Origin of the sequence: Flexilinea flocculi (assembly GCF_001192795.1) — a bacterium.
Lineage (GTDB): Bacteria > Chloroflexota > Anaerolineae > Anaerolineales > Anaerolineaceae > Flexilinea > Flexilinea flocculi.
Genome location: NZ_DF968181.1, coordinates 358,943 through 380,252 on the forward strand (window position 1 = coordinate 358,943; position 21,310 = coordinate 380,252).

The 21,310-nt window shown below is 39.9% G+C and carries 14 protein-coding genes; 6 read left to right on the forward strand and 8 right to left on the reverse strand.

The genetic code is table 11. The annotated features are described in order from the left end of the window. The first annotated feature begins 39 nt into the window (after positions 1-39). From ATC1_RS06485 to ATC1_RS06500, 4 genes are all read left to right on the forward strand, one after another. Entirely contained in the window at positions 40-2,025 is a 1,986-nt protein-coding gene (locus ATC1_RS06485) for a discoidin domain-containing protein (RefSeq protein WP_062279484.1), read from the forward strand. Positions 2,026-2,093: 68 nt separating this feature from the next. Further along, positions 2,094-4,073 (forward strand): discoidin domain-containing protein, encoded by a 1,980-nt coding sequence (locus tag ATC1_RS06490; protein WP_062279486.1) that lies wholly within the window; start codon positions 2,094-2,096, stop codon positions 4,071-4,073. 103 nt (positions 4,074-4,176) lie between these two features. Next, positions 4,177-6,123 (forward strand): discoidin domain-containing protein, encoded by a 1,947-nt coding sequence (locus ATC1_RS06495; protein WP_152024247.1) that lies wholly within the window; start codon positions 4,177-4,179, stop codon positions 6,121-6,123. Between the two features lies 1 nt (position 6,124). After that, the gene (locus tag ATC1_RS06500) at positions 6,125-7,696 is read left to right on the forward strand and encodes an AMP-binding protein (protein WP_062279490.1); all 1,572 of its coding nucleotides are present in this window, start codon (positions 6,125-6,127) and stop codon (positions 7,694-7,696) included. 155 nt (positions 7,697-7,851) lie between these two features. Here ATC1_RS06500 and ATC1_RS06505 read toward each other — a convergent pair whose 3' ends face one another. The 5 genes from ATC1_RS06505 to ATC1_RS06525 all read right to left on the reverse strand — a co-directional run bounded on the left by ATC1_RS06505 (position 7,852) and on the right by ATC1_RS06525 (position 13,731). After that, a complete protein-coding gene (locus ATC1_RS06505) occupies positions 7,852-10,101 on the reverse strand; it encodes a polyribonucleotide nucleotidyltransferase (RefSeq protein WP_062279493.1) in 2,250 nt (749 codons plus the stop codon). 226 nt (positions 10,102-10,327) lie between these two features. Continuing rightward, positions 10,328-10,600: a 30S ribosomal protein S15 gene (gene rpsO, locus ATC1_RS06510; protein WP_062279496.1), complete on the reverse strand. Its 273-nt coding sequence runs from the start codon at positions 10,598-10,600 to the stop codon at positions 10,328-10,330. Between the two features lie 312 nt (positions 10,601-10,912). Then, entirely contained in the window at positions 10,913-11,722 is an 810-nt protein-coding gene (locus tag ATC1_RS06515; RefSeq protein WP_062279498.1) for a DNA alkylation repair protein, read from the reverse strand. 54 nt (positions 11,723-11,776) lie between these two features. Next, positions 11,777-13,213 carry a proline--tRNA ligase gene (gene proS / locus ATC1_RS06520; protein WP_062283978.1) on the reverse strand — a complete coding sequence of 479 codons (1,437 nt, stop codon included), beginning with the start codon at positions 13,211-13,213 and terminating at the stop codon, positions 11,777-11,779. A 311-nt stretch (positions 13,214-13,524) separates the two neighbouring features. Further along, a complete protein-coding gene (locus ATC1_RS06525) occupies positions 13,525-13,731 on the reverse strand; it encodes a hypothetical protein (protein ID WP_062279500.1) in 207 nt (68 codons plus the stop codon). Between the two features lie 253 nt (positions 13,732-13,984). Here ATC1_RS06525 and ATC1_RS06535 point away from each other — a divergent pair, with 253 nt between their 5' ends. Together ATC1_RS06535 and ATC1_RS06540 are read left to right on the forward strand one after the other, a co-directional pair. Beyond that, entirely contained in the window at positions 13,985-15,154 is a 1,170-nt protein-coding gene (locus tag ATC1_RS06535) for a pyridoxal phosphate-dependent aminotransferase (RefSeq protein WP_062279504.1), read from the forward strand. Between the two features lie 235 nt (positions 15,155-15,389). Continuing rightward, on the forward strand, positions 15,390-16,556 hold the full coding sequence (locus ATC1_RS06540; RefSeq protein ID WP_062279506.1) for a patatin-like phospholipase family protein: 1,167 nt from the start codon (positions 15,390-15,392) through the stop codon (positions 16,554-16,556). A gap of 130 nt (positions 16,557-16,686) precedes the next feature. Here ATC1_RS06540 and fusA read toward each other — a convergent pair whose 3' ends face one another. From fusA to pyrR, 3 genes are all read right to left on the reverse strand, one after another. Continuing rightward, positions 16,687-18,759: an elongation factor G gene (gene fusA, locus ATC1_RS06545; protein ID WP_062279508.1), complete on the reverse strand. Its 2,073-nt coding sequence runs from the start codon at positions 18,757-18,759 to the stop codon at positions 16,687-16,689. Positions 18,760-19,075: 316 nt separating this feature from the next. Beyond that, complete coding sequence (locus ATC1_RS06550; protein ID WP_201777251.1) at positions 19,076-20,464, reverse strand: uracil-xanthine permease family protein; 1,389 nt, start codon at positions 20,462-20,464, stop codon at positions 19,076-19,078. Positions 20,465-20,497: 33 nt separating this feature from the next. Beyond that, entirely contained in the window at positions 20,498-21,055 is a 558-nt protein-coding gene (gene pyrR / locus ATC1_RS06555) for a bifunctional pyr operon transcriptional regulator/uracil phosphoribosyltransferase PyrR (RefSeq protein ID WP_062279510.1), read from the reverse strand. Between the last annotated feature and the right edge of the window lie 255 nt (positions 21,056-21,310).

Sequence of the window (21,310 nt, forward strand, 5' to 3'; positions counted from 1 at the left end):
ACTTTCTTTATTAACGAAAATTTTTGAGGAATTTAAAACATGTATGATTTTTTCCGAAAACAAAGTGTTCTGGTCAGCATATTTCAATTTTTAATTATTTTTATAGTCGGAATAAGTATTTTTGATGATTATGGTATTCATGTCGATGAATTAGCTGAGCGAAATACAGGTTTGATTACACTTAAATATGTATTAAACGACGTATTAAAAGTTCCTTCATTACCCGAGGAATTGTTATTAACGCAAGATTTATTATCCTATAAAGACAAAGATTATGGCGTAGTGTTGCAAATGCCAACCGTCCTTTTTGAATATTTTATGAATTTTCGATTTGATGAGAAAACCATATTCAAAATTAGGCATTTTTGGCTTTTTATAAATTTTTACGTAGCAACAATATTTTTTTATATGTTCATTAAAAAGCGATTTCAAAATCCTTTTTTTTCAATCATTGCCGTCATCTTCCTTGTTCTGTCTCCCCGAATTTTTGCTGATGCTTTTTATAACAATAAAGATTTGCTATTCTTATCCTGGTTCATCATTTCATTGTATTTTTTTGTGCAGTTTATTTATTCTTCGACGATTTTAAATGGCTTCTTCCTGAGTATTACCATTGCATTATCATCGAACATACGAGTTGTCGGATTGATGATTTTATTTTTTTCCTGTTTATTCCTTTTGATTAAATTGATCAGAAAAAAAATCAAATTCAGCCGATTTATTCTATTAGCTTGCTTATTGATTGGAGTAACAGTGTCCCTTTGGATCCTCTTTTTACCGGCATCCTGGGAGAATCCAGCTAAGTATTTACTTAACGTGTTTAAAAGTTTCTCAAATTTTGACCATATCGAACCAGAAGTATATTTTGGAAAATTAGTGCCAAGTGATGCATTACCGTGGCACTATATCCTGGTATGGATCGGGATTACTACACCGATATTGTATTTATTTTTATTTCTCATCGGTCTTGTTTTTATAGTTTTTGTTGGGGAAAAGAAATTTTCTGAAGACTTTTTTCTTGATATCTGTATGCTATCGATGTTCTTGATACCAATCATAAGTGCCATTTTATTCCATTCCACATTATATAACGGTTGGCGGCATCTGTATTTTATTTATGTTCCCTTTCTATATATCGCTATTTACGGTTTTAAAAATTTATTGCATTCCAAATTTCATTTGATCAAACTGATTATCGGAACAGTGACATTCCTTTCACTTACCATAACGCTGATATGGATGATCAGGAATCATCCGTACCAAATGGTTTATTTCAATTTTTTAGCAAGAGAATATGCTGAAAATAATTTCGAGAAGGACTATTGGCGTTTGTCTTCAAGCGAATGTTTGAAATTTATTGTCGCCCAGGACAATAATTTACGAATCGATATCAGTGATTATGATGCAGTACTGCATGTTGCAAAATATGCTCTTCCAATCCAAGATCGTAATCGATTGTCAACAACATCCTATGGGTTTGGTGGTCATCCGTCAAAATATGTAATTGCTAATTATACGAATACTATTGGAAATGAACTGCAGTTCCCTTTTTACACGCCGATTTATCATATAACTGTAGATCAAATGAAAATAGCTTCTGTCTTTCAAAGGGATCACACCGATGAACTGTGGTCACAAGATATGGTGACAGCAAGCAGAACTAATGTTAACGATAGCGAATCCCATTATGCATATGATGGTGACTTGAGTACAGGTTGGACAACAGGCAAATTACAAAACAATAATGATTATTTGGATCTGCAATTTAATGCTTTCTATTCTTTAGATGGGATCACTTTTTATTTAGGAACAGATGATAATGAATGCCCATGGTCTTTACAACTTTTTTCCTCAGAGGATGGAATTTCATGGGAGCCCATCGAAATTACTTATCGTGGAGTATCTGACTATAAATTTATTAAGACAAAGACCAAATATTTACGACTAAAAAACTCGGAACCTTCCAAAGAGCATTCTTGGGCTGTCTATGAATTATTATTTCATGGAACACGAGAAACGGACTGATAGAATCATATTTTTTGTCGTAAGGGCAAAACCTCATCAATCTTTCTAAGGAGAGCAAATAAAAAGAAATGTCAAAAAATGAAATAGCCAAACAAAGAATTTTCTTGGTTTTATGCTTTGTTTTGATCTTCATCATCGGTTTATTGATTTATGATGATTATGGTGTGAGTGTTGATGAGTTGAAACAGGTCGATGCCGGACATGTGATTTATAAGTATGTATCCGAACTGTTTAAAATAAATAACACAGATTTTAGTGATTTGCCGGACATTCACAATTATTACAACAAGTATTATGGCCAGGCTGTTACATTTCCAACAGTAATCCTTGAAGCAATAAAAGGATTCTCGATGGATACTAGCACGATTTTACGAGTGCGTCATCTTTGGAATTTTTTAAACTACTACTTTGCAATTCTTTGTTTTTCCTTATTAATTCATAAACGGTTTTCTGATTGGAAAGTGACTATTACGGGTATTGTCATATTAATCCTGTCTCCGCGAATATTTGCGGATGCTTTTTATAACGATCGAGACCTCATGTTCTTATCCTGGTTTATGATTACGATGTTTTTATTGAACTGTTTTATCAATAAATCCTCCATTTGGTTTAGCATTCTCCTAGGAATTTCAATTGCCATATCAATCACGATCCGTTATTTTGGACTTTGTTTTATTATTCCGTTGATTATCTATGCCTTTTCAACCGGAAAAAAATGCATAAGAAAAATTGTGGTTATTCTGATAACTTGTATCCTAACCTGGTATTTACTGACACCGGTTGCATGGGAAAATCCGGTCAAAGTATTCTCCGCTGCGATAGAAAATTTCGTATTTTCTCATCAAAGACTTTCTGAAACGAAAGGGACAGGTATTACCTTATTCATGGGAAAATGGGTTTTAGAGTCTGACCTGCCCTGGTATTATTTGCCGGTATGGATAGTTATCACAACACCGATGGTATATATTCTTTTGTTTATTAGTGGTATTTATACTTTTTTACGAGATAAATCCAAAAAGGTTTTTGAAAAGAATCATATACTTGACTACTCACAAATTATCATTTTGATCTTAACTCTGACAACTATAATGGTATTTCGACCGGTTCTCTATAATGGCTGGCGGCACTTTTATTTCCTCTATTGTCCGATAGTGTATTTTTCGTTGTATGGTTTTTCAGTAATAGCTAAAAGAACTTCCAGAAGTATAAGAATTGGTCTATATATGCTACTGATCGTATCATTTCTTACTACTGGTTCGTGGATGATCAGGAATCATCCGTACCAAATGGTTTATTTCAATTTTTTAGCAAGAGAATATGCTGAAAATAATTTCGAGAAGGACTATTGGAGTTTGTCTTCAAGCGAATGTTTGAAATTTATTGTCGCCCAGGACAATAATTTGCGAATCGATATCATTGATTATGATGCAGTACTGTATGTTGCAAAATATGCTCTTCCAATCCAGGATCGTAATCGATTGTCAACAACATCCTATGGGTTTGGTGGTCATCCGTCAAAATATGTAATTGCTAATTATACGAATACTATTGGAAATGAACTGCAGTTCCCTTTTTACACGCCGATTTATCATATAACTGTAGATCAAATGAAAATAGCTTCTGTCTTTCAAAGGGATCACTCCGATGAACTGTGGTCACAAGATATGGTGACAGCAAGCAGAACTAATGTTAACGATAGCGAATCCCATTATGCATATGATGGTGACTTGAGTACAGGTTGGACAACAGGCAAATTACAAAACAATAATGATTATTTGGATCTGCAATTTAATGCTTCCTATTCTTTAGATGGGATCACCTTTTATTTAGGAACAGATGATAATGAATGCCCATGGTCTTTACAACTTTTTTCTTCAGAGGATGGAATTTCATGGGAACCCATTGAAATAACTTATCGTGGAGTATCTGACTATAAATTTATTAAGACAAAGACCAAATATTTACGACTAAAAAACTCGGAACCTTCCAAAGAGCATTCTTGGGCTGTCTATGAATTATTATTTCATGGAACACGAGAAACGGACTGACAAAGTCATATTTTTTATCGAAAAAGCAAAACCTTATCAATTTTTATAAGAAGAGCAAGTATACAAAATGTCAAAAAATGGAATAACTAAACAAAGAATTTTCATGATTTTATGCTTTGCTTTAATCTTCATCATCGGTTTATCGATTTATGACGATTATGGCATGAGTATTGATGAAGTATTTGAAAGGAATACTGGATTAATTACCCTGAAGTACGTATTAAAAGAAAAATTGAATATTGAATCATTGCCTGAGCAAATCGAAAATGCAGGTGACTTATTATCCTATGAAGATAAAGATTATGGCGTTTTGCTGCAAATGCCCGTTTTACTTTTCGAATACGCGAATCAGTTTCGATTCGATTTGAATACCGTGTTTCGGATTCGGCATCTATGGATTTTTCTGAATTTTTTTATTGCTTTAGTCTGTTTCTGCAAAATGACTCAAAGAAGATTTTCAAGTTGGACTTTATCGTTTCTTGGCGTTGTCTTTTTAATCATATCGCCGCGAATTTTCGCGGATGCATTCTACAACATCAAGGATTTGATGTTCTTTTCGTGGTTTACGATTACGTTGTTCATCTATATCGAATTCATTCTTTCGCCAGGAATTCTCCATTGTCTTCTCCTGGCGTTGGTCATCGCGATTTCATCGAATGTCCGGATTATCGGAATCATCGTTTTACCGTTTTCCTGTTTTTATCTGCTTTTTTTATTCATCAGAAAACGGATTCGTTTATCCCAGCTACTCGTTAAGGCTGCTTTGTTGATTGGAGTGACTGTCTTTTTCTGGATATTATTTCTGCCGGCTTCATGGGACAATCCGATTCGTTTTTTAATGGATTCTTATCAGCACTTCAGTCGATATGATTTTGATCTTCAAGAATTGTATTTTGGGAAACTCATTCCAAGCAATGCCAAACCCTGGCATTACTTGCCGGTTTGGATTGGGATTACAACTCCAATTATTTATTTGGTTCTCTTTTTTTTGGGAATCTTTTCATTTTTTCAACAACAAAAAAAGTTAAAAATTGAAAATCGCTGGATTGATCTCAGCTTCATCTGCTTTTTATTGATTCCAATCTTGATCGCAATTCTTAAAAAATCTACACTATATAACGGCTGGCGTCATTTCTATTTTATTTATTGCCCATTTATGTATTTCGTTTTATACGGATTTTTATTTATTAAAAATGTATCCAAACAGCGGTTCCGTTATCCTCTATATGCTGCATGTCTGTTTTCGTTGCTTATCAACGCCAGATGGATGGTCATCAATCATCCATATCAGATGATTTATTTTAATGAACTGATCAGGAATTCAGCGGATGTACTCTTTGAACGCGATTATTGGGCTTTATCGACGCGGGAAAGCCTGGAATTTTTATTAAAATATGAGAAAGATCCTGCATTATTCGTCGGGGATTATCAATCATCGATCGATTTTACCCAATATTCACTCAGGAAGAAAGATCGAGATCGGTTGATTATTAAACAATATCGAAAAGGGGTACAACCTCCAGCATATCTGGCTGCAAATTACTCTCGAATAATTGGTAATGATTTGAATTTTCCATTTTATGATCGAATTTATAACGTCAAAGTGGATGATATGATCCTTTCTTCTGTATACCAGCGCAGCGTTGAAGATGAATTACCTGCCGGAAATATTGTATTTCATATACAAACAAATATTCATCAGGATATTGCAGCGAATCTGTTTGATAACGATTTCAGCACTGCATGGACTACTGGAAGACTTCAAAACAATTCGGATTATCTGGAAATTGAATTTAAAAATCCTGTCACTTTGTGGGGTATGACCTATTATTTGGCAAGTGATGAGACCGATTTTCCCCGTTCATTGCAAATGTTTTCTTCGATGGATGGAATTCTATGGGAACCCATAGATATCGTCAGCGAGGATTTGACCGATTATACTTTTAATCAAAAACAGATGAAGTTTCTAAAAATGAAAAACACGGAACAATCCGATCGCTTTTTGTGGTCGATGACTGAATTAGTTTTCCATGGAAGTACACAGGATTGATATGGAAACAATACTATCGCTCTATGATAAACAAAAAAGGACATTGAATGGGACTGATACAGCAATTCGCTGGATCAATTCTTCTCTGACCTGTCAGCAGATTACCTGGGATGAAATCGAGAAGGAAAGCAATCGACGAGCTGCCTTTCTGGCGAAAAAGCAATGCCAACAAGGTGATCACGTCTTTATTTTTCTGCAATCCTCTCCGGAAATCTGGTTCTTTTTCCTCGGAGCTTTAAAGTGCGGCGCTGTCCCTTGTGTTTTATTCCCGAATTTTGGAGAGGATGCGATTCGATCCAGATTGATCATCGGAAAGGCTGCGTATCTGATCACTGATTCATCTTTTGCAAAATTCGAAGAATTATTTCTATCGATTCCAACGATTCGTACAATTGTGTATATTGATGGTGCGGAAAAACCGCTGCCAAAACATGAAAGACTTCATCACTTTGATAGAGAATCTACCATCATCCCTGATAATTTCTTTTCAACAATCGTAAATCCGGATGATCCTGCTTTTATGGTATTTACATCGGGATCTACCGGATTCCCGAAGGCTGTGATTCATGCGCATCGAATCGCTGAATCCATACAGCGGAGCATGCGGAACGTACTTCAAATTGGAAAGGATGATCTGTTTTGGTGCACGGCTCATCCTGCCTGGATTACCGGAACCGTTTACAGTATTTTAGGTCCTCTGCTCTGTGGAATCGAATCGGTACAGTATTCAGGTAATTTCCATGCAAAACGCTGGATGCCCATTCTTCAGAATCAAAGAGTAGCTGTCTGGTATTCGGCTCCAACGGCTTTTCGGTCTTTAATGCAAGAATCACCGGATTTCTACAAAGAATATGATTTCAGCGCTCTAAAAGAAATATTCAGTATTGGTGAACCATTAAATCCGGTTGTGTTTTTTTGGGGGAAAGCAATTTTCAATCGTGACATTCATGATACCTGGTTTCAGACAGAAGCTGGAACGATCCGAATTGCCAACATCCCTGGAAACGCCATTAAACCTGGATTTATGGGAAAAGCTGTCGATGACGCTTTTCCTGTAATTCTGAATGAGCATAATCAATCAGTTCCTCCCAATGAGGTTGGCAGGTTATGTCTTAAAGAAGGTTGGGAATCCTGCTTTATTGATTATTTTGAACAGCGATCTGCATTCGCTTCAAAATTCCAATCCGGTTATTATGAAACCGGAGATTTGGCTTATCAGGATGATGAGGGTTATTTTTGTTTTGTGGGTCGGGATGATGATGTGATTAATACTTCCGGCCATCTGGTCGGTCCCTTTGAAGTAGAAAGCGTATTGCTGTCTCAGGATGAAATCGCTGATGTCGGTGTTGTGGCAGCGCCGGATGATCTCTTGTATGAGAAAGTGGCAGCTTTCATTGTTCTTAAAAATGGTTTTATATGGAATGACAAACTGGAAAGTAAAATGCGGATTGCAGTGACCAGCCACCTATCTCCGATAGCCACGCCAAAATTATTTATCATTGTTGATGAGATCCCAAGAAATAATGCCGGCAAAATCCTGAGGAATGTGCTGCGAGAACGACTAAAAACATAGCAGTATGATGGCTGAGTGCTCATTGAGATGAGAATCCTGATTCATTCCACCTGAGAAAATTCTGCGCGATTTTCACTGAATCAGTCCAAATGAAAAAACATAAAAAATGGCTCGATTTTATGTCGAGCCATCTTTTATTCAGTTATTTTTCGTCCCTATCTTTTCGGAAACGAGTCATTTCTTCTGCGATCTTTGCTTCGATCGCCTCCGCTGTGTCCACCTCCGCTACGGCCTCCGCGATCATTTCTGTCGCCGCTGCCATTTCGGCTGCCGCCTGATTTCTTTGAATCAGCGGCGATGGCTTGTTCCAGCGTCCATCCTTCCAGGACTGCCTGACGAGAAAGTCGGATTTTGCCGTTATCATCAATTCCGGTCACCATGACGGTTAATTCGTCTCCGACTGAAACAATATCCTCGACTTTGTTGACTCTCTCAGAATCAAGCTGAGAAATGTGTACCATTCCGTCTACATTGGGAAGAATTTCGACAAAAGCGCCAAAATCTGCTGTACGGACAACTTTGCCTGTGTAAATATTGCCTAAAACTGCAGTTTCAATCATCGATAAAATCTGATCACGCGCGGTTTCAGAATCACCGGAATTCGCTGCTGAAATATAAACCAACCCATTATCATCGATATCGATTTTTGTATTGGTATTTTCCTGTAACGCTCGTATATTTTTTCCGCCTGGTCCAATGATTGCGCCAATTTTTTCAATCGGAATCTGCACCGATGTAATTCTGGGAACGTGCGGTTTCAAGTCCGGATTGGGACGAGGAATCACTTCCAGGATTTTTTCTAAAATCAGTTTCCGTCCTTCTCTTGCCTGAGCTAACGCTTTGGTCATGATTTCTGTGGTAATTCCACGGATCTTGATATCCATTTGCAGAGCGGTAATTCCTTTTTCTGTACCGGTCACTTTGAAATCCATATCGCCAAGATGATCTTCAGCGCCCTGAATATCTGTCAGAATGACATAATTATCACCTTCTTTGATCAATCCCATGGCGACACCGGTTACTGGTGCCTTGATCGGTACACCCGTATCCATCAATGCCAATGTCGATCCACAGACGGATGCCATCGAGCTGGAACCATTTGAGCTTAATACTTCCGAAACAAGCCGGATTGTATAAGGAAACTCTTCTTCACTTGGAATTACTGGAACTAAAGCGCGTTCAGCCAATGCACCGTGACCGATTTCTCGTCGGCTTTGTCCGCCTAACTTCTTGGTTTCGCCAGTACAAAATGGCGGGAAGTTGTAATGATGCATATACCGTTTGTTGTCAATTGGAGAAAGCGTATCGATTTCCTGGGCATCCCGAGGCGTGCCAAGGGTGGCAATTGTTAGAACCTGCGTTTCTCCGCGAGTAAATAATCCGGTTCCATGAGCCCGAGGAAGAACACCGACCTCGCACCAGATTGGACGTACTTCGGTCAAATCGCGGCCATCAGGTCGCAAATGGCGATCCAGGATTCGGCTGCGAACCACTTTTTTGTATGCCTCTTCAAAGGCTTCTGCATATTGAGCTGCTTTTTCCTCATCTTCACCGGCAAAAAATTCGATGGTATCATTTTTGAGATCTTTCAATCCATCAGCAAGTTCTGCCTTTGTATGCGGTGAATCCAGCAGGTTTTCCATTGCCAGATTATATTTTTCGAATACAGCATCGATGGATGCTGGATCAATCGAGAACCGCGTAACTTCGCGTTTTGGTTTGCCAATTTCTGCAGCCATTCGCAGCTGAGCTTCTACGAGCGGTTGAATTGCCTGGTGTCCCAAAGCAATCGCTGTAATCATATCCGCTTCACTGATCTCGTTGGATCCGGCTTCGACCATCAAGATCGCATCACTGGTTCCGGCAATCCGCAAATCAAGGTCAGAATCCTCCATCTGAGGGTAAGTCGGGTTGATGATGTATTCGCCATTGATTCTTCCGACGCGGACTGCGCCAACTGGTCCATTCCAGGGGATATCCGAAATCATAAGAGATGCGGATGCAGCGTTGATTGCCAACACATCCAATGGATTGTCAAAATCAGCGGAAAGACTGTACAGGATGACCTGCACTTCATTGCGAATATCTTCCGAAAAAAGCGGCCGCAGAGGACGGTCAATCAGACGACTGGTTAAAATTACATCACCAGCCGGTCTGCCTTCACGACGGAAGAATGAACCGGGGATGCGTCCGCCGGCGTACATTCTTTCTTCATATTCAACAGTTAGCGGGAAGAAATCCTGACCCTCTTTCGTTTCTGAACTCATGGTCGCAGCGGAGAAAACAACCGATTCGCCTAATTGAATCGTGACTGCTCCGCCTGCCTGTCCGGCTAATTTTCCGGACTCAAACGTGATCGTTTTACCGCCTACTTCAGCGGTAAATTTTTTTACTTCTGGTTTCATTCTTTATCCTATTTCTCTCGTTTGGTCAGGGACTGAAAACAGACGGGAAGATCATTAAACTATATAACATCCTGAATTTCTAACCATGAATTCAAGGATGTTTTCGAAATTCCAATCTAATTTCAATGCCTAACCGAAACGAGGCACCAAATTTTCAGGGGAAAACCCCTGGAGTTTAAAAAAGAGCAGATATTTGAAATTTTATCTGCTCTTTCATCTCATAAAACTATTTTAGACGCAGTCCGAGTTTTTCATTCAACGCAACGTAACTGGCATAATTTGATCGGCGTAAATAAGCCAGCAGCCGGCGTCTGTGTCCGACCATTTTTAAAAGTCCGCGACGCGATGATTCATCGTTTTTATTGGAACGAAGATGCTGCGTCAAATCAGCAATTCGCTTCGTTAACATGGCAATCTGTACTTCTACCGAGCCAGTATCGCCTTCGTGTTTTCCGAAATTATTCGAAAATTCCTGTTTTTGTTCCTTTGTCAAAGCCATGACATTGCTCCTGATAAAATATTTTTTGCAAGTCTCCATTCTTCAAGGGATTCCTGAAGAAGGACCAGTCAATAGCCATTAGTATACCATAAAAAGGCGGCAGACTTATTACAGCCCGGCAATTCGAAATATTGACTTGCTATTTGAATAAAAATATCAAAACAACTAAGAAACCTCCCCATATTTCAATTCAGCTAATCTACAAATGGGGAAAATAACTGATACTCGATAACAGATGATTCGGTCTTGACGAATTGGATTGAATGCCAATAAAAATAATAAAAATAATCTGAAAGAGATATTACCATTTCCTCACTTAATGGGATGATTTCGCAATACTGTCTGAATCGACTGTCTGGTTGATTCGGGGAAATAAGGCAGCAGTTTTCTGGCTGTTCGAATGATTGGTTTGGATGGTTCCTGTTCCAGTTTCTGACGAACAAAAAAAATTGTTTCTATTTCAGATTTTTCCAATAAAGCCAGCAATAGATCAAAAAGATCAGACTGTAAAACCGGCGGTGTTTTCGGCAGGATGCCTTCCAGCGTGTGAAAAATTCCGGGGAGGTTGATATAGGAAGGTTCTTCTGCCAGAATGATCAGTGCTTTCAATCCGATTGATTGGTCTTTTAAGAATGTGCTTTGACACCATTCTTTTGCTTTTTCCAATAGTTTGTCTGGTTCATTTCTGCGAATGGTCAATGTTGCGTTCAGTAAAATCGTTTTTTCTGAGTAAACTTCGGAGGGTTCTTTTGCCCATTGTTCAATTCTTTGGAAAACCTCTTGTTGATGATCCAGTGGAATGTTCCCCAACATCTTAAATGCGACAATGTGCATTTCATTGTTAGGGTCTTTCCATAAAAAGTCACAATTATTCAACGCCGCCTGTGGATGCTCACGAACAGTCTGATAAAGATCTACTTCCAAAGCGCGTAAAACTAGCGGTGGGACATGCAACTCTGATGATTGAATTGAAGAAGCTGCACCTTTTCCGGGTTTATACGAAAGATTCGAATACTGTTCGATTAACTTTTTCAAGTCTTTTCGGAAAGCTTCCGGATCCATAAAAGTCCAGAGAAGAGCATTGATTTGTTTTTTTAATTGAAGAAGATTTACAGCTGTCATAAGAAAAATAAAAACTGCTGCAGTCAGTTTTCTCTTTCTGCAGCAGTTCCCGAATTAATACGCTTTTGAGAAATAGATTTTTTTGACTGCTTCAGCGCCGCAATACACACACTTTCCTTTTTCGGTTTTCGGCTGGTCGAATGGCATGCAGCGTGTTGTCGCTTTCGTTTCCTCTTTAATCTTAGCCTCGCAATCTGCTGAACCGCACCACCAACTTTCAGCCCATCCGTTTTGGATGATTTCTTTTAATTCATCATATGTGTTCGCATTATGAATATTTGCATCTCTGAAATCAGTGGCGCGCTGCAGCATGGATGCCTGAATTGTATCCAACATTGCTTGCACCTGCGGCGCAAGATTTTCCTGAAGCAGGATGCTTTTTCCTGCTTTTCCGGGAATATCTCTGCGGGCCGCCATTACCGAACCTTTTTCAACATCTTTCGGCCCGATTTCAAGCCGAAGCGGAACTCCGCGGAGTTCCCATTCGTTGAATTTAAATCCTGGCGTGACTTCTGTGCGGTCGTCCAATTTGACACGGAATTGGATAAGTTGTTTTTGGACTTTTTCAACAGCTTCCATCACACTGGATCGTTCTGCGTCATTTTTATAAATCGGCACAATGACGATTTGGTATGGAGCCAGACGAGGTGGCAGGATCAATCCATTGTCGTCCCCGTGCGTCATGATGATGGCGCCGATGAAACGTGTGGAGAGTCCCCAGGATGTTGTCCAGCAATATTGTTGTGTATTATTTTGATCCAAATACTTGATGTCAAAGGCTTTCGCAAAATTTTGTCCAAGATTATGGCTGGTTCCTGCCTGGAGCGCTTTCGTGTCACCCATCATGGCTTCAATGGAATAAGTGTTTACCGCGCCTGCAAATTTTTCCGTTTCACTTTTTACGCCCCGGATAACTGGTACGGCAGCTTCATTGATCGCAAAATCCGCATATACATTCAGCATGCGGATTGTTTCTTCCTGAGCTTCCTCTGCAGAGCTGTGAGCTGTATGACCTTCCTGCCAATAAAATTCCAATGTCCTGAGAAATAATCTTGTTCTCATTTCCCATCGAACAACATTTGCCCATTGATTGATCAGAACTGGCAGATCCCGGTAACTTTTAATCCATTTGGAATACATATATCCGATTACAGTTTCTGAAGTCGGACGAATGACCAGTGGTTCATCCAGTACCTGTCCCCCGCCGACTGTGACAACCGCCAATTCTGGAGCAAACCCTTCTACGTGTTCTTTTTCTTTCTCAAAAAAAGATTTGGGAATCAACATCGGGAAAGCAGCGTTGACATGTCCGGTCTCTTTAAAACGCCGATCTAATTCTTTCTGCATGTTTTCCCATATAGCCCATCCATATGGTTTCACAACCATGCAGCCGCGAACAGGAGCATAATCAGCCAGGTCTGCCTTTAATACAACCTGATTGTACCATTCGGAATAATTCTCATTTCTGGGAGTTAATTTTTCTTCAGCCATTTTTTTACCCATTTATTCTTTGAATTTTCAAACCATTATACTTTCAATTTGATCAGCGGATTTACTGTCTTAATTCGAAACATGAAAAGAATTCATAGTTGTTCCAATGGTTTTACGAGAAGCGCAAAACCATTGGAACAACAAATTTCCATTCTTTATTCGAAAAGTCAATCGAAATTTCAAATCGATGATTTTTCATCCATATCGCACGGATTGTTTGAAATATCGACAAGAGTCTGGTATCAGCCTGCTGAAAATCTTCAAGTATGCCGAAATTTTTTAATGATTCGGATAACCAATAACGAGTTTTATTATTTTAGTATTTCCAGCGCGAATTGAGCCGATTTGACTTGTTCAGCGTACCATCCGCTTTCTGAGGTCATTTTTTGAAGATGTTCTATACAGAGTTTTTGAATGGCTGGCGGGACCGTCAGAAATGCATTCATTATTTCTTCCGGATTTCGTGAAAAGATGGCAGCCCAGAACTGTTCTAATTGTTCTTCTTCCTGATTATCCATGTTTTTTTCCTTTTGTTATTTTCCAATTATGCTGAATTTTACCATTGGAAAAAATTTATTCATCAGGACCCAGCACTTCGAAATATGGGAAGGGTTCATTGTTGTTGAAATGCTTTTGAGCCTTACGCAAAAATATTTCAACAATATTTTTTTTGATTCAAATAGTAAGCTGATATTTGAATTACTGTTTTTTTCAGGATACCAAAATTTCATGATATAAAAAGGAGGATGTTTGATTTTCTGGAGGAACTTTATGAATCGTTTTCAATCTCGCAAAATGACTCAGATGTCGCAGTCTGAAATTAGAAATATGTCGCTGGAATGTGCACGAGTGGGGGGAATTAATCTTTCCCAGGGTATATGTGATCTTAAGCTGCCGGATATTCTGGCAGGCAGCGCGTATCAGGCCATATTGGACGATCATAATCACTATACGCGGTTTGACGGTATTGATTTACTGCGGGAGCAAATTGCGCAAAAATCAATGAAATTTAACCATATACAGGTTGATGCTAAAAAAAATATTATTGTCAGTGCTGGTGCCACTGGCGCCTTCTATAGCGCCTGTTTTGCACTGTTAAACCCGGGCGATGAGATGATCCTTTTTGAACCCTATTATGGATATCACGAAGCCACTCTGATCGCGTTGGATATTGTTCCTGTATATGCGACATTAACTCCTCCGGAATGGGACATTCACTTTGACCAATTAGAATCACTGATCACTGAGAAAACAAAAGCCATTTTGATCAATACACCGTCGAATCCATGTGGTAAGGTCTTCTCAGCAGATGAATTGGAGAAGATAGCCGATTTTGCAATTGAGAAGGATTTATTGATATTTACCGATGAGATTTATGAATATATTACCTATGACGGAAAACAGCATGTCAGTTTAGGAAGCCTGAAGAACGCTGCTGAACGGACGGTTACGGTTTCCGGCTATTCGAAGACTTTCAGCATTACCGGCTGGAGAATCGGGTATACAATCGCCGATGAGGCAATGACTGCATTGATTGGCAGCGCCAATGACCTTATCTACGTCTGTGCCCCGGCTCCCTTGCAACATGCGGTAGCGGCTGCTATCTCCAATTTAACGGATGATTTCTATGCAGAAATGCGCATAGGCTATCAACAAAAAAGAGATTTGTTTTGCGGAATGCTGTCAGATGTCGGACTGACTCCCTATGTTCCACAGGGTGCCTATTATGTACTGGCTGATATGTCAAAAATCCCCGGTGAAAACAGCAAGGATAAGGCGATGTGGTTCCTAAAAGAAACTGGAATTGCATCCGTTCCAGGTGAAGCATTTTATAAAGACACAGTCGGAAAAACGCTTGCCCGGTTCTGTTTTGCCAAAGATATCCATATGATTGAAAAAGCGTGTGACTTAATTAAAACAAATTCGAAAAAATGGTTATGAGTCAACCACTTTTTTAAACAAATCGATTAGCGAAAAAGGATTGTTGATCAGTTATTTGAGTAATACGACGAAAGAATAAACAATCAATAATCCTTTCCATATTTCGAACAAACGATAAAAAAATTACACATCGAATACTGAAAATGGAATTATATTTTCATAAAAAATTACTGGTATTCATCTATATAATCATTTTAAATCTATTTAAATCTATTTAAATCATAAGGAAGTACTCATGGAAGACGGTTACGGATTGGTGCTTTCAGGCGGCGGAACAAAGGGTGCCTATGAAGTTGGCGCCTGGAAAGCGTTGAAAAAGATGAATATTCCCATTTCAGCAATTGTGGGAACATCGATTGGAGCAATTAACGGTGCATTGATGCTTCAGGATGATCAGCGAAAAATTGAAAGAATATATTCGAAGATTCAAATGTCTGATATCTTTGAAACCAGTGAAGCTATCGACCCGTCAAAAAGTTTATTCAGTCTGGACAATATACGCGGCTTGATCAAAGAGTATGTTTTGCAACGAGGATTGGACACAGCCCCTTTGGAAAAAATGATCCGGACGAATATCGATTTGGACAAAATCTATCAATCAGAAATCGACTTTGGTATTGTCACTTATTCCATTAAAGAATTAACTGCAATTGAAAGATTTAAAAATGAAATACCTAAAGAAGAAATGGTTAAATTTTTATTAGCTTCTGCGAGTTTCCCGATTTTCAAACCTCAAAAATTGGAAGGGAAGCGGTTTATTGACGGTGGTGTTTATGATAATATGCCGATTAATATGCTGCTGAAAAAAGGATATAAAAAAATAATCGTAATCGATATTGCGGGGATGGGGATTCGCAGAAAACTTGAGAAAAATCAGGATGTTTACGTGAAAATGATTCGCTGCAGCGAGGATTTAGGCGGAACCTTTGATTTTGATCAGGAAAGAATTCAACGAAATCTCAAGATGGGTTATCTGGACACATTACGCGCATTCCAAAAACTTCAGGGTCACTATTATTTCTTTTCTCCGAGATCTTTTCGTCAACTATTAGAAAATTTTAACCTGGATGTAATTTATGGCCTCGAAACTGCGGCAAAAATATATAGTCTTGACCGTTATAAAATTTATACAGCAGATGAATTCTTAAAGACATTGATGGAATCGCATGCGAATGCGCAAAAACGATATAAAAGTTTACGCAATAAAGCTATGCTGGGAAAATTGGTTCAAAATCCTCGGAAAATTCCAGAAATGCTGGATAATGGTCTGATTGTAGTCTGGTTTGAAGAAATGATTGAAACCTGGCCAGGTCAGGAATTCAGCCGGATTGCAAAAATGTTTGACGAATATACATTAGCCGGCACTGCGATGATTGAATTGCAGAATTATTTGCTGGAATAACGAGTTAATCGATATTTTAACGAACCTTTCGAAAAAAGCACATTGAGTAAACTTCTGCTTTATTTCGAATTACTTAGGAATTATCAAAGATAAAAAAACAGTCCGGTTTTTGCCGGACTGTTTTTGATCGTTATTTTTCGCTTTCTTTCTTTTCTTTTTCTTGAGCGCTGATAATTTCCTGTGTAATATGAGGCGGTACATTTTCGTAGGATGAAAATTCCATCTCAAATACGCCGCGGCCTCCGGTCATTGATCGAAGTTGCGTTGTATATCGCTGCATCTCAACCAGCGGAACAGAAGCTGTTACAGTACTTGCCCCTTTAACAGTATCCATACCCAGAATACGCGCTCTGCGTGTATTTAGGTCGCCCATCACATCGCCCATATATTCTTCAGGGACCGTAATCCGTACCGTGTAAATCGGTTCTTCCAAAACAGGGGCGGCATCAGCAAAAGCCAGTTTGAAGGCTTCGCGTCCTGCTGTTTCAAAAGCGATCGGTTTCGAGTCAACCGGGTGCTCCTTGCCATCGAATACGGAAACATACACTCCATGAATCGGGAATCCGGCAAGAACACCTTCTTTCATGACGTTGCGGATACCTTTTTCGATAGCAGGAATATAGCTGGCGCTGATGGCTCCACCGAAGATGTCATTATGAATTTCAAATTCAGCTTCTCGATTCGGTTTTATGCGCAGATGAACTTCGCCGAATTGGCCGGAACCACCGGATTGTTTCTTGTGGCGATACATCGCTGATGCTTCTTTTGTAATGGTTTCCTGGAATGGCACACGCGGTTCTTTAATCAGTAAATTTACCTGGAATTTGCTTTCAGCACGGCGGATTGCAACATCAATATGCTGATCGCCCATACCCTGTAAAACAGTTTGGTTGGTAGCCATTTCGTTGTACCAGGAAAGGGTCATGTCTTCTTCACAAAGACGAGTCAGCGTCGGGCTGATTTTCGTAGAGTCAGCCTGTGTTTTCGGAAATACAGCGACACGATATAGTGCGCTTGGGAATTGTGGAATCGGCAGGATCAGCGGATTGTTCTTGTCGCAGAATGTATTGCTGGTAACGGTCTCACTGAGCTTTGAAACGCAGCAAATATCTCCGGCATGAATTGTTTTGACTGGATAATTGTCTTTCCCGGATGGAACATAGAGGTTGCCATACCGTTCTTCGACGGATCGGGAATTGTTCCAGATTCTGGAATCCGAAGTCAATTGACCGGAATAAATGCGCAGATATGTCTGCTTTCCAACAAATGGATCTGCTGTGGTTTTCCATACATAGGCAGCTAACGGACCGGAGTCTGCACATTTCAGCACGACATCCGCATCATTTTTTCCCTTTGCGATAACTTGTTTTGCTTCTGTCGGATTGGGCATCAAGTTGACAAATGCATCCAAAATCGGCGCAATCCCAAGTTCAGCTCCTGCTGCAGCACAGAAAACCGGGACAAAACTGCCGGCTTTCACAGCTTTTGAAAATCCGCGCAAAATCTCTTCATCTGTCAGCTCCATCGTTTCAAAGAATTTTTCCATCAATTCTTCTTCGCCTTCAGCAGCAGCTTCTGTCAATGCCGTATGAAGTTCTTGCGCTTCCTGTTGATATTCTTCAGGAATTTCAACCACCTGATTAGAGGCTCCATCATATGCTTTCATGGATAGAATATCGATGACACCTCTGAATTCAAGCTTTTCACCCCATGGGATTTGTGTTGGAATCAGGCGAACATCGGTATATTCAGCCAGGGTTGCCAGTGCTTTTTTGAAGTCAGCATTTTCACGATTCATTTTATTGATGACGACAATTCGCGGCAGATTGAATTTTTCAGTGTATTTCCAGGCAATCTCTGTTCCGACTTCCCGTCCTGATACAGCGTCTAATAAGATACATGCGCCGTCTGCAACACTTAGAGCCGAAATCACTTCGCCAATAAAATCGTTGTATCCTGGGGTATCCAGCACATTGATTTTTGTATCTTTGTATTCTACTGGAATTACAGAACTGTAAAGCGAAATCGTTCGACGTTTCTCTTCATCATCAAAGTCTGAAACCGTTGTTCCATCTTCAATTTTTCCGATACGGGTAGTTGCGCCTGTAAAATGAAGAAAAACTTCAGACATCGTGGTTTTACCGGCACTGCTGTGGGATACGAGTGCGATGTTACGAATCGATTCGGTTGAATACTCTTTCATTATTTCGTCCTTCTGAAAATATTAACTGGCAAGCAGTCAAATGATATATTTCTTAGCCAATCAATTTTATTTGAATAAGTTCATCTTGTCAAAGGCAGTTAATCCATCCGAAATATGGGGAGGGGTTTTTATAGAATGATGTTTTTGTGCAAAGCGCAAAAACATCATTCCAATACGAAATTCCAGTGAAACATACAATGAAACTGCCCGGGAAAATTGATTCGATCTGATTCATTAATAAAAAATATGGATTCTCTTATAGACTTCAAAGAAAATCCATACTGTCAATTAATCCATATGAAAATCAGAGGAATGATTAGGCATTCTCATTTTCTGAAACCGGAGCGGATTTTTGCCCGATATTGAGGATCTGGTTGAGTAAAATTCCGAAAATGGCGGCTCCGGCAATGCATGGAACCTGAAGGCCGAAGAACGGAATGCTTCCGCCAAATGCATATTGTCCACCGACACCGATGACAATGATGCTTGCGATGAGCGCAATGCTTTTCGATTCAAAAAAGCTGACCTTTTTGTCGACCATGATGGCAATACCCTGGGCAGCGATGGCACCGAAAAGAAAGATTTCCAACCCACCGATAACGGCTGTCGGGATTGCGTAAATCGCGTTGATCAACGGTGTGAAGCAGGAAATGACCATGGCGATAATGGCAGCGCCGATTAGAACCGGTACGGAGAAAACTTTTGTGATGGTCATCGCGCTGATATTTTCACCGTAATTTGTTCCGGCAGGACCGCCGATCATGGCAGAAACAATATCACCGATACCGTCGCCGATCAGATTTAAGCCTAATTTATCCGCAATATTGTAGCGCTTTCCGGATCCTTTGATTTTTGCCAGATTATTGACATAAATATCCAACTGATAGACATGCGCTGTGGATTCCGGGATTGTTGCGATCGCAATCGGCATGATTGCCGCTACTGCCGCCCAGGACGGTTTGGGCAGTGTGAAAATCGGGAGGGCAAAAATGCCACTGTTTACACTTTCTGAAAGTGAGCGAAAGAAATTAATTCCGGTAATTTTCCCCAGAACGAAGGCAACAATACATCCGGCAATCGGTCCGAAGAGCAGCGTGAGCTGGCTGCCAAAACCTTTTAGATAAACGGAAAGGAGGATTGTTGTCAGTAATGTTACCAGTGAAATGATCCATGCCAGATTGCTGGCAAGCGCTGCAGATGTTTCCGCTACTCCGGTCGGAACTGCGCAGGCATCTTTCAGTGCATTGGCTGCCAGTGTCAAACCGATTGCCATGGCAATCGGACCGGTGATGGTAGCCGGGAGTACTTTTTCAATGGATTCTCTGCCAAATCGCTTGACGATAATACCGGCAACAATCGAAACCAGACCAGACATTACAATACCGAATTGTGCAACCCGGATCTGTCCGGATAAATCCGCGCCGGCAGCTGCTTCGGCTGCCATAATTCCTGCAATTGCGGAAATATATGAAAAACTGGATCCGTAATAAAGCGGCAGTTGTCTTCCGGTGATCAGAATGAAACAAAGCGTTGCCAGACCACTGGCGAAAATTGTTGTTGAAATTCGGAAGTTGGTAATAAGAGCCACGGCAACGGTTGCCGGGAACATTACGACGACTTGCTGGAGCGCATATAATACCAGCTTGATAAAGGGGGGACGTTCGTCCGGCAAATAACCTAAGGTCTGAACATTTTGTTTCATCATACTTTCTCCTCAATCGATTTAAAACGAAAATAATCAATCATGACTGTCGAGACCGATGTCATGTATTTCTACAGAGGTTTTCTGGTCAAACTCCGGCAGGTTGACGGCAATTAATTCATTCTGAGATGTCGGAATATTTTTGCCGACATAATCAGCACGGATCGGCAGCTCGCGATGTCCACGATCAATCAGGATGGCAAGCTGGATTGCAGCCGGGCGTCCTAATGAGAAAATTGCGTCGATTGCCGCGCGTACAGTTCTGCCGGTATATAGAACATCATCCACAAGGATGATCTTTTTATCAATGACTGGGAATGGAATTTCGGTGTTGTTCAGACGGGGCATCGGATCAATGTTTGACAGATCGTCACGATAGAATGTAATATCCAGAACGCCCACAGGGATTTCAACACTTTCGATTTCGAAAATATTATTGGAGATTATTTTTGCCAGCGGCACACCTCTGCGCTTAATCCCGACGAGCGCCAGAGATTCCGTTCCGCGGTTATGCTCAATAATTTCATGAGCGATTCTTTTCAGCGCCCGGTTGATGGCGGCTTCATCCATAATGACCGCTTTAATGTTCGTCATAAAAAACACCCTTCGTCACAGCTTTGGTACAAAAAAAATCTTGTCAGATGAACTATGATCTGGCAAGATTTTCTGAATCCAAACTCGCAAAAGGCTTATTTCAATCTTGCCGATATCACAGTATCGCGCTTAAAGATATAATTTAAAAAAAATTATATCATGAAAAATCGATGCGATTACAAATTTCAGTAATTCGAAAAATTGACTTATTGTTCCAATCAATCAGGAAAAACTTGATGTTGTGATGATGTTACG